The organism is Parabacteroides sp. 20_3 (assembly GCF_964238835.1).
Taxonomy (GTDB): Bacteria; Bacteroidota; Bacteroidia; order Bacteroidales; family Tannerellaceae; genus Parabacteroides; species Parabacteroides distasonis.
On the sequence record NZ_CAXSNO010000004.1, the window covers coordinates 492,750 to 506,212 of the forward strand.

At 46.5% G+C, this 13,463-nt stretch carries 13 protein-coding genes; 4 read left to right on the forward strand and 9 right to left on the reverse strand.

Going from position 1 to position 13,463, the window contains the following annotated elements:
- Positions 1–5: 5 nt before the first annotated feature.
- The 5 genes from ACESPU_RS11260 to ACESPU_RS11280 all read right to left on the reverse strand — a co-directional run bounded on the left by ACESPU_RS11260 (position 6) and on the right by ACESPU_RS11280 (position 2,995).
- On the reverse strand, positions 6–323 hold the full coding sequence (locus ACESPU_RS11260) for a DUF4134 domain-containing protein (protein ID WP_002560983.1): 318 nt from the start codon (positions 321–323) through the stop codon (positions 6–8).
- Positions 324–524: 201 nt separating this feature from the next.
- Positions 525–1,253, reverse strand: coding sequence for a hypothetical protein (locus tag ACESPU_RS11265; protein ID WP_004304280.1), 729 nt, complete (start codon positions 1,251–1,253; stop codon positions 525–527).
- Between the two features lie 16 nt (positions 1,254–1,269).
- Positions 1,270–1,623: a DUF3408 domain-containing protein gene (locus ACESPU_RS11270; RefSeq protein WP_004291505.1), complete on the reverse strand. Its 354-nt coding sequence runs from the start codon at positions 1,621–1,623 to the stop codon at positions 1,270–1,272.
- A gap of 2 nt (positions 1,624–1,625) precedes the next feature.
- The gene (locus ACESPU_RS11275) at positions 1,626–2,066 is read right to left on the reverse strand and encodes a DUF3408 domain-containing protein (RefSeq protein WP_004291503.1); all 441 of its coding nucleotides are present in this window, start codon (positions 2,064–2,066) and stop codon (positions 1,626–1,628) included.
- A 2-nt stretch (positions 2,067–2,068) separates the two neighbouring features.
- Positions 2,069–2,995, reverse strand: a complete 927-nt coding sequence (locus ACESPU_RS11280; protein ID WP_005783105.1) for a ParA family protein — start codon at positions 2,993–2,995, stop codon at positions 2,069–2,071.
- Between ACESPU_RS11280 and ACESPU_RS11285 the strand changes: the two genes are divergently transcribed.
- From ACESPU_RS11285 to mobC, 4 genes are all read left to right on the forward strand, one after another.
- Entirely contained in the window at positions 2,994–3,158 is a 165-nt protein-coding gene (locus ACESPU_RS11285; RefSeq protein ID WP_196029218.1) for a hypothetical protein, read from the forward strand. The genes ACESPU_RS11280 and ACESPU_RS11285 overlap by 2 nt on opposite strands.
- 381 nt (positions 3,159–3,539) lie before the next feature.
- Positions 3,540–3,968 (forward strand): conjugal transfer protein MobA, encoded by a 429-nt coding sequence (mobA, locus tag ACESPU_RS11290; protein WP_004291488.1) that lies wholly within the window; start codon positions 3,540–3,542, stop codon positions 3,966–3,968.
- Complete coding sequence (gene mobB / locus ACESPU_RS11295) at positions 3,947–5,194, forward strand: conjugal transfer protein MobB (RefSeq protein ID WP_004291483.1); 1,248 nt, start codon at positions 3,947–3,949, stop codon at positions 5,192–5,194. Before mobA ends, mobB begins: the two co-directional genes overlap by 22 nt.
- A 30-nt stretch (positions 5,195–5,224) precedes the next feature.
- A complete protein-coding gene (mobC, locus tag ACESPU_RS11300; protein WP_004291482.1) occupies positions 5,225–7,243 on the forward strand; it encodes a conjugal transfer protein MobC in 2,019 nt (672 codons plus the stop codon).
- Between the two features lie 131 nt (positions 7,244–7,374).
- On the opposite strand, the gene ACESPU_RS11305 is transcribed toward mobC, so the two are convergent.
- From ACESPU_RS11305 to ACESPU_RS11320, 4 genes are all read right to left on the reverse strand, one after another.
- Positions 7,375–10,629: a P-loop NTPase fold protein gene (locus ACESPU_RS11305; RefSeq protein ID WP_004291481.1), complete on the reverse strand. Its 3,255-nt coding sequence runs from the start codon at positions 10,627–10,629 to the stop codon at positions 7,375–7,377.
- A 16-nt stretch (positions 10,630–10,645) separates the two neighbouring features.
- Positions 10,646–11,776 (reverse strand): ATP-binding protein, encoded by a 1,131-nt coding sequence (locus tag ACESPU_RS11310; RefSeq protein ID WP_004291480.1) that lies wholly within the window; start codon positions 11,774–11,776, stop codon positions 10,646–10,648.
- 301 nt (positions 11,777–12,077) lie between these two features.
- Entirely contained in the window at positions 12,078–12,683 is a 606-nt protein-coding gene (locus ACESPU_RS11315) for an RteC domain-containing protein (RefSeq protein WP_004304269.1), read from the reverse strand.
- A gap of 238 nt (positions 12,684–12,921) precedes the next feature.
- The gene (locus ACESPU_RS11320; protein WP_004291474.1) at positions 12,922–13,344 is read right to left on the reverse strand and encodes a dihydrofolate reductase family protein; all 423 of its coding nucleotides are present in this window, start codon (positions 13,342–13,344) and stop codon (positions 12,922–12,924) included.
- Positions 13,345–13,463 lie beyond the last annotated feature (119 nt).

Consider the following 13,463-nt stretch of genomic DNA (forward strand, 5'->3'; position numbering starts at 1 on the left):
ATTTATTAAAGGAAGAATGAGCGCAGGATGGTGGCGGCAACAATCAGGAAGATGCACGCGCCGAACCACGAGGCGGCTGTCTTGCTGGTGTCGGGGTCGCCCGATGAAAACTTGCCGTACACTTTTACGCCCCCGATAAGCCCGACGACTGCACCGATGGCGTATATCAGTTTAGTTCCGGGGTCGAAATAAGAACTCACCATAGAGGTGGCTTCGTTGATGCCCGCGATGCCGTTTCCCTGCGCGAAAGCGGAGGCGGTTGCGGCGATGACAAGTGCCGCGGAGAGGATTGCTTTTCTGTTTTTCAAGATGTTCTTGTTCATAAACTGTTCTTGTTTTTTGCCGTCAAAAGGGTGGATGGTCCTTTGTCGGGCGGTTGATACTTTGTTTCTTTACTTTGGTTTTAGTGGATGCCCGTTTGTTTCCACGGACGTGGGCGTGTCCGTTGCGGATGGGGATGCGCCTTGCGTTTCCTCGCCGCGTGGGTTGATGTCATTCTTTCATGTTCATTTCTTTTATTGTTGTCATACATAGTTGCGAATGTCGAACTCCTCGATGTTGTCCGGCACGACGAACTCCTTTTCAGATTTCTTCAGCCGAATCTCGATAAGCCCCTTGATGCGGATGCCTATCTCCGAAGAGCCTTCCATCATTTTCTCGTACAACTCCGTGCCCTCCATGTCGGTGAACACCTTAGCCGCCTTTTCACGTTCCGCCTGTGTCGCGTCCGGGTTTTTGGCGGTCTTGCAGGCGTCGTCAATCTCGTCAAAGCTGCTGCCCGAAGCCCGTGGCGTGTCCGAGGCGTCCTCTTCCGGTTCGTCGTCCCCGTATCCCAGTTCCTCCGGCGGTATGCTCGTGAAGGTCTCATCGAGTTTTTCCTCCGGGACTTGTGCCGGGCGGGATGCGTTTCCCGTTTTTCCGTCGTCAAAAGTAGCCTCTTCCTCCGACAGCTCAATGCCTTTTTCAATAGTGGCGGCTTCTTGCGTCGGTATGGCAGCGGTTGTCCGGGTGGATGCCATCCTGAAACGGCTCTTGCCGATGATGTCCGCCTTTTCCGCAGGGACTTCCTCGTGTGCCGCTATGCGTTTAGCCTCATTCCCGTCCAGTGACCGCCATAATCCGACAATGCCCTTGAAGAAGCGGACAATCCGCGTGTCCATGATGCGCTCGTAAAGGAGCAGGAACAGGAACCAGAGGTTGCAGCCGACCGATACCGCCAGCAGAATGTCTGTCATGCTGATTGTGTAATTCATATCCTTCCGTTTTTGGTTAGAATACTGAATTGTAATTTCGGGCATAAAGGCTCTTTATCGCATCTTCGCACTGGTTGAAGTGGTGCGTCAGCACATGGTCGATGTAAGCGGACAGCGTAAGCCGGTCATGCCCGATTACACGGGTGATACGCATGATACGCTCGTGGTACTCCGGGCGCACATACGCCATCTTCCCCTCACGTGCCTTTACTTCCGGGTCGCGGATGAACAGGCGTTCATAGTCCTTCTCACTGCATTTGCCGCTTACCGGGACAGGCGACAGTATTTCCACACTCGCCTGCACTTGGGTAAACATACCTCCGCAGTCTTGCTGTGGTCTTTTTTCATTCGGTGTCATTTCTTTTTCCATTTTCAAATCAGATCTTCACGTTGTTTCTTGTACAGTTCGTTGATTCTCTCCTTGTGCTGTTCCAGATGCTGGCGCAGCACGGTATCCACATATCCGCCTACTGAGATTTCCCCTCCGGCGATGTCGTTCACGATTCTGAGGATCTTGCCGTGGACGTCACGGCTGATATAGACACATTGGCGGGTCTTTATCTCGTTGCGGCGCAGGAATAGCTCGTTGTAGTCCTCGTCCTGCCTTTTCCGGCGTCCACTTTCCCTCTGCGCTTTTTCCCGTGTTACGGGTTGCACAGGAGATGGTTCCGGTGCGGCGGTGTCCTCTTCGGTCGGTGCAGCTGCGGGTACTTCCTGTGCGGGGCGCAGTGTCCCGTCCTGTGTGCGCCGCCCGATGGAGGCTAACAGCAGTTCCTCGTCGATGCCTTCCGTGTTCACTTTCCTGCTGCCCATGCTCACTGCGGTCTGATGATGTCGCTTATCTCTTCGGAAAACTCCCGGATGCCACTCCCTTTCAGCAGTGCCGTGTCCATCGGGAAGATGGTGGAGCGGAAAACGCTCTTGCGCTCTTCCGAAAGGTCACGGCGGAACTTCTTGCTGTCGGGCAAGCGGGTGGAAAGTACCGGAAAGCCCATTTCGGCTATCACTTCCTCGTAGATGCCGTACAAGTCGTTCCTCTCCCTGCCGTCCACCATCGTCCAGAACAGATGCAGCCCCTTTGTTTTCGCCTGTCCGGTAGTCATCAGCCTGTCGCGGAACATCGTGACGAATTTCAGGGTACTCTCCACGACAAAGCGGTCGGCACTCAGCGGAGTGAAAATGTAGTCCATCTGCGAGAGCGTCTTTATCACGCCGTTGCTTCGGAGTGTGCCGGGCATGTCGAAGAACACCACGTCGGGTTTCACGTCCTCAGTGGCAATCATCCTCTCGGCATCGTCGAGGGCGTTCACCGCATTGCTTTTGACGATGGTGTAGGCGTTCTTTTTGATCCGGCGGAAATGGTCGCAAGCGAGAGCCTTGAAGTAGGTGCTGCTGTCGATAAGCCCCATTTCGTGTTCGCGCAGCCCGTGGATGCTGTGCTGCGGGTCGTCGCAGTCCACGACGGCGACATTGTAGCCTTTCACGTTGTGCAGGTAGCTGGCGGCAAGTGCCGTGACAGTGGATTTGCCGATGCCACCTTTCTGTGTTGCGAATGCAACGAAGATTTCCTTACTCATAGTTCCATTTATTTTAATTGTTGATGATTTGTTTTTCTGTTTCCATACGGATTTGGCTGTCGCACCATCCGCTTCCGTGACTACACACGCAGGCGGGTCGTCGCGTATCCGGTTCTGTGGTGAAGCGGTGCGTCGGACAAATGGTGATTGACGACATTGCGTCATGAAGTCATTGAATCCATACGTCACCGAATTGTCGGAGAACCGGGTTTCCGACGGTTCGGGTATCCGTTTCGGCAAGTATCCGAAGAAGCGGATTTCCGGGTATTTGAATGTTCCGTTTATCATATCTTCAAATCGTTCGTTTCTTGAATCATGCTGCAAATAAACAAGTATATTTTGGAACCTGTATCACTTCTCCGGCAAGTGGCGGCACGTTGCGCCGGTTGGCAGTCATTGACCGGGTCAAGCATCTGTCCGATACCGCTTTAAGGGCGTAACTTTGCACCCGGACAGCAGGGTTCGCCGATGACGCGCGGCCCGGAGTCCTGAAAGGTATTTTCCCAATCCGTCCCCTGACGGATTTTTATGTTCACCTGAACATAGCAAGATGTCTTTTCAGCCGCTCAAAATATTTTGAGCAGCCACGAAAAGCACTTGCCCTTGCAGGGGGCGGGCTTTCCCTCCGAAGTCGGGAAGCCTTTCAGAACTGCGGTGCTGTAATCCGAAGCGGCGGCTTATGCCGTCAATCCGCTAAATCCAAAGTAATATGAAAGAGAAAAGGAAAAGCAAATCAGGGAGAAATCCCAAACTTGATCCGGCGGTGTACCGGTACACCGTCCGTTTCAACGAGGAGGAACACAACCGTTTCCTCGCCATGTTCGGAAAATCGGGTGTCTATGCACGGTCTGTTTTCCTCAAAGCGCACTTCTTCGGGCAACCGTTCAAGGTGCTGAAGGTGGACAAGACGTTGGTGGACTATTACACCAAACTGTCGGATTTTCATGCACAATTCCGTGCCGTGGGTACGAATTACAACCAAGTCGTGAAGGAACTGAGGCTGCATTTTTCAGAGAAAAAGGCGATGGCGTTGCTCTACAAATTAGAGCAACACACCGTCGAACTCGTGAAACTGAGCCGCCGGATTGTGGAACTTTCAAGGGAAATGGAGGCAAAATGGTCGCAAAAATCAGTGTAGGAAGTTCGTTGTACGGCGCGATTGCCTACAACGGGGAGAAGATTAACGAGGCGCAGGGGCGGCTTCTCACCACCAACCGCATCTACAATGACGGTTCGGGAACGGTGGACATAGGCAAGGCGATGGAGGGTTTTCTCACCTTCCTGCCACCGCAGATGAAGATCGAGAAGCCGGTGGTGCATATCTCTCTCAACCCGCACCCGGAGGATGTGCTGACCGATATTGAGTTGCAGAATATCGCCCGCGAGTATCTGGAAAAACTCGGTTTCGGAAACCAGCCTTATCTTGTATTCAAGCACGAGGACATCGACCGCCACCACCTGCACATCGTGACGGTCAACGTGGACGAGAACGGGAAAAGGCTCAACCGGGATTTTCTCTACCGCCGCAGCGACCGTATCCGCAGGGAACTGGAACAGAAGTACGGATTGCATCCGGCAGAACGTAAAAATCAGAGATTGGATAATCCGTTGCGCAAGGTGGCCGCATCGGCAGGTGATGTGAAGAAGCAGGTAGGCAACACCGTGAAGGCTCTGAATGGGCAGTACCGTTTCCAGACGATGGGCGAATACCGTGCGCTCCTTTCCTTATATAATATGACGGTGGAGGAAGCGAGGGGCAACGTGCGCGGACGGGAGTATCACGGGCTGGTCTATTCCGTCACGGACGACAAGGGTAACAAGGTGGGCAACCCGTTCAAATCCTCGCTTTTCGGGAAGTCCGCAGGCTATGAAGCCGTACAGAAGAAGTTTGTCCGTTCCAAATCGGAAATCAAGGATAGGAAACTGGCAGACATGACGAAACGCACCGTCCTTTCCGTGCTGCAAGGCACTTATGACAAGGACAAATTTGTATCCCAACTCAAAGAGAAGGGCATCGACACCGTACTGCGCTACACAGAGGAAGGGCGCATCTATGGGGCTACCTTCATCGACCACCGCACGGGATGCGTGCTGAACGGTTCGCGCATGGGTAAGGAGCTTTCGGCGAATGCCTTGCAGGAACACTTCACCCTGCCATACGCCGGACAACCGCCGATACCGCTATCCATCCCTGTGGATGCTGCGGACAAGGCACACGGGCAGACCGCCTACGACAGTGAAGATATATCGGGCGGTATGGGCTTGCTCACTCCCGAAGGTCCGGCGGTAGATGCCGAGGAAGAGGCTTTCATCCGGGCGATGAAGCGCAAAAAGAAGAAAAAACGCAAGGGCTTGGGTATGTAATCAGAGTATCAACAATTAAAAAATCAATGTATGTCACAACAAGAAGACGATTTGAGGGCATTGGCGAAAATCATGGATTTTCTGCGTGCCGTGAGTATCATTTTAGTGGTCATGAACGTGTACTGGTTCTGCTACGAAGCCATCCGGCTGTGGGGCGTGAACATCGGCGTGGTGGACAAAATCCTTCTGAACTTCGACCGCACGGCGGGGCTGTTCCATTCCATTCTCTACACGAAGCTGTTTTCCGTCCTTTTGCTTGCCTTGTCCTGTCTGGGTACGAAGGGTGTCAAGGGTGAGAAAATCACTTGGGGGAGAATCTGGACAGCATTTGCCGTCGGGTTCGTGCTGTTTTTCCTGAACTGGTGGTTGCTGCCCCTGCCGCTGCCGCTTGAAGCGGTGACGGGACTGTATGTCCTTACCATTGGAACGGGCTATGTCTGCCTGTTGATGGGTGGTCTGTGGATGAGCCGCCTGTTGAAACACAATTTGATGGAGGATGTTTTCAACAACGAGAACGAGAGTTTCATGCAGGAAACGAGGCTTATCGAAAGCGAGTATTCGGTCAATCTGCCGACACGTTTCTATTACAGGAAACGCTGGAACAACGGTTGGATCAATGTAGTTAATCCCTTCCGTGCGTCCATCGTGTTGGGTACGCCGGGCAGCGGCAAGTCCTATGCCGTGGTAAACAATTTTATCAAGCAACAGATTGAAAAGGGCTTTAGTCAATACATCTACGATTTCAAGTATCCCGACCTATCTACTATTGCCTACAACCATTTGCTGAACCACCCGGACGGCTACAAGGTAAAGCCGAAGTTCTATGTGATCAACTTCGACGACCCGCGACGCTCTCATCGGTGCAATCCCATTCACCCGGATTTTATGGAAGATATTACGGATGCCTATGAGAGTGCCTACACAATAATGCTCAACCTCAATAAAACGTGGGTGCAAAAGCAGGGCGACTTCTTCGTGGAGTCACCTATCATTCTGTTTGCCAGTATTATCTGGTATCTCAAAATCTATCAGAACGGGAAGTTTTGCACGTTTCCCCATGCTATCGAGTTTCTGAACCGCCGTTACGAGGATATATTTCCGATACTGACCTCTTATCCGGAGCTGGAGAACTACCTTTCGCCGTTCATGGATGCGTGGCTTGGAGGGGCTGCGGAGCAGCTCATGGGTCAGATAGCGTCGGCAAAAATCCCGCTTTCGAGGATGATTTCACCGCAGCTCTACTGGGTGATGTCAGACAGCGAGTTTACGCTGGACATCAACAATCCCGAAGAGCCGAAAATCCTCTGCGTGGGTAACAATCCCGACCGTCAGAATATCTACGGTGCGGCACTCGGTCTGTATAATTCCCGTATCGTGAAGCTCATCAACAAGAAGGGGATGCTGAAGTCATCGGTCATCATCGACGAGTTGCCCACAATATACTTCAAAGGGTTGGACAATCTTATAGCTACCGCCCGAAGCAACAAGGTTGCCGTGTGTCTGGGCTTTCAGGATTTCAGCCAGTTAGTGCGTGACTACGGGGACAAAGAGGCGAAAGTGGTGATGAACACTGTCGGCAATATTTTCTCCGGTCAGGTGGTGGGGGAAACAGCCAAGACGCTCTCCGAGCGGTTCGGTAAGGTGTTGCAGAAACGGCAGTCCATCTCCATCAACCGGCAGGATGTTTCCACCTCCATCAACACGCAGATGGACGCGCTCATTCCACCGAGTAAGATTTCCGGGCTTACGCAGGGAATGTTTGTCGGTTCTGTATCCGACAACTTCAACGAGCGTATCGAGCAGAAGATTTTTCATTGCGAGATTGTGGTGGATGCCGAAAAGGTGAAACGGGAAGAAAGTGCCTACAAGAAAATTCCCGTCATTACAAACTTCACGGACGAGGACGGCAACGACCGCATGAAGGAAACGGTGCAGGCGAACTACCGGCGCATCAAGGAAGAGGTGAAGCAGATTGTGCAGGAGGAACTGGAGCGTATCAAAAACGATCCGGTGCTGTGTAAACTGCTACCAGATAATGAGACTGTCTAACAAGTCCCCAAAATTGAAAATTATCCCTATCGAAGTTTGAAGTGACCCCCAAAAGTTGGATACAATTTTTTTGGGGGGCACTTCAGTTCTGACGGGTAAAATCGTAAAATTCGGACTTGTTAGACAAATACTTACGCGGTTTCAACCTCAGGTACTGAATCTATCGAATTGACAAATTTAACCAATTGCGGATCTGAATCTTTTTGTATGAGGTTTCGGAGACTCTTTTTCAATTCATAAGCATCATCCCCTGCTGTATTTATTAAATCCATATAAAAATCTTTGTTTTGCAGAATCAATGAACGGCATGCCCCATCGGAAATTACAGGTTTCACTATTTTATCAATAACGTCTCCAGCTTGACTTTTCAAATTACCATGCGATCTAAGCCATGTTTCGAAAAATTGAAACTTTATTGCATTGATAGTCTTTTTACCGATGCAGAAATCATTTCTTATATCGGTAACTGTCGATTTAATTTTTCGTTTATCCAATCTTTCAACTATATTCTTGAAACAATTAGGGAAAGGATTCAAACTTTGAGTTCCAGAAGCAATATCCATCAGAATCTTTTTGCCAAATTCAGTCAAGTTATCTGGCAAGGATTTGATTTTAGCCAGTAAATGTTTTATTGCGACAAACCAATAATATGATGTATGTGCTGTTCTTTGGGCGTATAATGTATCAACACTTATTTCAGACAACGCTTCGAACGCTATTTTATTGATATGATCGGTCAGGACATTGCTTATTTTAGTGGTCAAATCGTAAAAAGATGCGTCAGGAATTACATCTTTAATATTGTTCTTAGTGATATACTTATCCAAATCGGTATTCCACTCTGCTAAATGCTCGATAAATACCTCATCCGTTACACCTATTCTGTTCTTAATATCTTCAAATTGGGGCAATATGTCTGAGAGCAATAATTTATAGCCAAGTTTATGATTTACCATGTATTGTAGTGTTTCATTTAATAGCGGTATATTCCATCCCACACTATTTACTAATAAGTCTCCATGATCCACATAATAGTCCATGAGTTCTGCAACATATTTTATATCTCCACCCTCTATTAAGGAAACGGAATGACCATGTGCCAATTGCATGGCGACTAAATCGTAATATCCAGACTCTTTAATGTTTCGGCCATCAGTTTCTAATTCAGAATGCAACTGATTTATGTAGGTTGAATCTAACGTTACAGGTAAAGGTCTTTCTTCGTCAGATGCCAATAAACGATAGGTTGTAAATATAGCCCCTATATTATCTTTATTTACATTCTGTTCATCAATGCAATTCGTGATCGCTTGCAAAAGCGTTGGAAACGTATAGGTAGAATTATCTTTTAACGTTTTTACAATATCTGCATGGTCGAAATTATCGGGTAGTAAGTTTGCCAAATAATTATCGAGCGCCTCCGAATTTGTTGCTACTTGATAATATTTATATGCTTTAGTTGTCGCGTTATCCCGATAGGCAGCATCTGTTGCATTTGCAGCTTGAATATAATCGATAAATGTATTTGGCTTGACTGTTTTTGCTTCAATCAATGACGTAAAATCGCACGCCAACTTATTTTGCGCAATAAACCTGTCTATTGCATCTAACGTTTTGAAATAGTCGCCGCCATTGAAGTCATTGAACCGAACTATCTTCTTATATAATTGAGCAATCACATGGTTTTGGCTTTCCGTGTCTAAATGCAACAGCAGTTCTTGGTATTCGACAGGGAACACCTGCTTCTCTATGGATTCTTTTAATTTCAATTGTGCTATTCTTTGCCATACACGCAGAATAACATCGCTCTTTCGAGTTAATTTATGCAAACAATGTATAATCTTATCGATAAGCGCATTGTCCATACATTGTATAACTTCTTCTAATACAGTGTCAAATTGTTTATTAGTCTCTGCATATTGATTTATGTCGTGGTCTTCTTCTCCGTTGATGCAGCCTTCAATATATTTTTTCAATGGAATTTGTCGAGCATCTTCAACATCGACACCATATACCAAAGCTGCAATTTCGCGTTGTGTTTGCAGATCATTGTTAATTATTGTTTGAATGCCATTCAGATAGTCGCCGGACAATATTTGTTCTACTGGATTTGCCAGAATATCCGTCTTCTTCAAACAGAACAATGCTATGTTTATCATCAAAATTTCGTTACACCACTCTTGTTTAAGAGCGACCATCTCATTGATATATGATATAATTTCCCTAACATTGGCATTAGGATTTACCAATCTGAATATCCGATTTATAGTTTCTTTCGCTTCATTTTCTGTTTCTCCAAATGCTTCAACAAACAGTTTGTTGAATATACTTCGATAGTCGGTAATAACAGGAGGAGCAACACGATAAACAATAGGGAAAGTTTTATTGATAAAATACTTGGTCAGTTGTTTCGTTTGTTCGTCGGTCTCATCTCCGAATGCACAAGCTAAATGTGTTTCATCGAAAGGAATAACAGCCCAAACATTTTCAAAACCGCTATCGGCGAAGAACGTATGGATAGAAGACCATAATTCTTTTACTTTTTCAGCGGGGAGACGATCCATGTTGTCAAAAACAAGGACTAATTTACGTTGTCCTTTTTCCTTGATAAAATCAGAAATGTCTTGCATCCATGTTTTGAACTCGTAAACCGTTGGTTCGTCTTCGCTCAAAGTCTCATAGCAAACGTCCTTTTCGACTTTATCTTGATAAATAGCTAACATATAACTCCATCCATATTTATGATCTTTGCTATATGCCCATTTCCAAACGCACAATGCAATAAGAACTGGCAGTGCAGCTATGATAATAGACAATAAAGAAAACCACCATGTTGTGGGTGTAGGTTTTACTGCATACGCAATAAATGTAAATATCGGAGTTAAAACTGCAACCAAAAATGCCGCAACCATACCATTACTGATAAGGGGATATTTTTCGGTTACGGTCTCCGTTTTACGGGCTAATAAATATTTCAGCTTTTCAGACCATGATACGGTTTTCGTACCTCCACCTTTGACTTTTATTGTTGCATTTCCAGATAGGATACCATCATCAATAAGTTTGCTTGTAAGCAATTCCAATATAGAGCGGCGTTGCAAGTCCTCTTGATGTCCCCATGCGTCATACTCAAAAAAGTAATAGTCGTCTGATAATTCACGTTCCAACATTTTAACCACGTTGGATTTTCCAGATCCCCAAATACCTTCGATGCCGATAATTCGAGGTAAAGTACATTCCTCATCCAATGAATCATTCTGACAAAAATGGCGAGCAATAGTTTTTGCCAACCTTTCTTGCGAACCTCCATCGAATTTGTCAATACCACACGGTTTATTTTGGATAAACCGCGGATATTGCTGTTTGGATTGTAGTTTTGTTTCCATATACGTAATTTATTGATTATACGAACTCCAAATAATTCTCCCGATTTACCACATGAAACTCGGCATAGGGATAGGCTTCTTGGAAGGCTTTCGGTGCGGCCGGCATTTTATTTCCCCACTTGAACTCCAAGGCGGTAAGACTGTCGGCACTCTCCTCAATCAGGTCGATTTCCTGTTTGTCGTAGGTGCGCCAGAAATAGAACTCCCTGTGCAGTCCCTCATTGAAGTTCGCTTTGCGCCGCTCTCCGATGATGTAGTTCTCCCACAGCGCACCGACATCCTGCCGAATGGCCAGCGGTGAGAAAGCCCCGATAATGGCATTGCGAATGCCGTTGTCGTAGAAGTACCACTTGCCAGCTTTTGTAACCTCCTTGCGTAGGTTACGCGAATAAGCCCCCAGACGATAGATAACGAAGACCTTTTCCAATAGGTCGAGGTATTTTTCAACGGTCGTCTTGCTCATGCCGAGTTGTTTACCTAACTCTTCGTAAGAAACTTCGCTGCCCAACTGAAAAGCTATCAATCGCAGTAGATCGCGCATCTTGCTCGAATTTTTTAAGCCGTCAATTGCTAAGATATCTTTAAGCAGGTATGCACCGACAATATCACGTAGGTAGTCTGTTTTACGTTCATAGTTCTCCATCATTACTACTTCGGGATAGGAACCGTAAATCAAGCGCGCTTCGAGGTTCTGGCGGGTTTCAAGTGCCGTTTCCGTCTGTGCGATTTCCCGTTGCGAGAATGGTGTAAGGAGAAATTGCGTACTGCGGCCGACCAACGGTTCACCAGTCTTATTCAGCAAATCGAATGACGAAGAACCACTTGCCAAGACACTTATTCCCGGTATTTCATCAACTATCAACTTCAGAATACTACCGATTTGTGGTATGTTCTGTGCCTCATCAATAGCCAGCAAATCAATACCATCCAATAAATGCCGATAATTGGCTATTGAGCGATTCTCCAATAGTGCTAATGTGTCGTAGTCTTCGCCGTTGAGCATCATCGTCCTACCTGAATAGTTGTCCACAATTTTACGCATCATTACCGTTTTACCAACACGGCGAGCACCAAAAATCAGTACTGCTTTATTGGGCGCGATTCGTGCTGTAATCTTCTCTTGAAGTATTCTATTTACTGTTTCCATACCTTATAAAATATAATGCAAAGATAATCATATTTTTTTAATTGGCGAATTTTACAAAAAAAACGGGCTATTAAATGGCGATTTTTACAACCACAATCTTATGGAAGTTGTTTCATTGTTTTTAGTAATGATATATGTTCATACTATGATGACTCAATAATTTACCAGACATACGTTTCTGAAATTTGTCCTTATAGGAATGAAAAACTCACATATATTGTGCTAATTAATATATAATTAAATGAAAATAAAAAGACAGGATACGAGTATTCCTGTCTTCTCATATGTAATGGATATTTTTTTATTTTCTCATCCGCTCCAACTCCTCATCACGCAACATTCTCTCGTTCAGTTTTTCCTGCATCCTGTCAATGAAATAGGTGCGGCTTTCGTTCTTCCGGCGTTTGATATCAGTGTAGAAGCGGTAGCAGTCTTTAGAATCAACCCCGAATATCTTATAGAGAAGTGGGGCGAGCTGTTTGAGCGGCATATTGCCGTTGTTGATGCAGCCCATCACGTCTATGCCGTAGATAAGTTCCACGAGGTCGATGGCATTGCCCGTCCATTGAAGAAGGCTGGCGGTGGTTTCTGTTGCGTTGTTGGCGGATATTAGTGGTGGCACTTGGGGCGTGGCAAGGAATTTCTGCATCTTTCTTACGAAAGACAGAGCCTTGCTGACGTAGGCGGCAATCTCTCTTTTTTCTTCTGACAGATTACGTACGGGATGGTGCTGCAACTCGATTTCGATGTAGGCAAGCGCGATGACGGTAAGGTTCATGTCCATGCCGCCGTTGCACAGTTCGATCACTTGGGTGGCGAAAGCCGTGTATGCCGTTTCCATATTGCAGTCGCCGGCTTCGTTTATCAGGCGGAAAAAGTCGGTTTCCGCCAGCAAGAAATAATTCATGGTTCTGTCAATTTTGAAAATTACACTTTGTTTTCTGCGTGCGCACATGAATATAATTGGCAAAAAACGCGGCAGAAAATAAAAAATCCAACACTCAATTTTACAAAGTGCTGGATTTCAGAGGTATAAAATTCAGTATTTTTTCACAAGGACAAATTATCTCCGACTTAAATTGTTTGTAATCGGAACATTTATTCTATTCCTGAAAATAGAAATGTATGCTTGCCGCACATTTTGGCTATCTTGCTTTTTTATCAAGGATATAGATAATGCGACATACACCGTTGGGATAGCTTTTCAAAGAGGAAAGCGTCCAGTGTTGCTCTGGCAGAGCCGACTTAAAAAAATGTCGTCCGCTTCCGGATATGAAAGGAACGGTGTATAGTATGATTTCATCCACAGCGTGCATCCGCAGCAGTCCGTTTATATAGTCTGCCGTGTCCGGTGTGGCTTCCGCGAGGTAACGGATGTTTGTGCAGTCTTTTCTCCATTCGTGCAGCATTGAAATGGAATAGTCCGGTGTCACACGGTAAAAGGCTTTCTTCCTGATTTCATCAAGACCGCAACGGTCAAGGCACAAATCCTGATGTGCTTTATCATATAACTCTGAAGAAAGACATCCGTCCATCGTCAGTACGGCGAGAATCTGAACTTTACCCATAATCGTTTCCTTTCGTTAGGCAAGGGTAAAAAAGTAGCGTGCAATTCACACTACCTTCAAGCGATGGCTCTGGTAAAGCCTTTACGGAGAGTACGTGAATGCACGCTATGCGTAAGCAT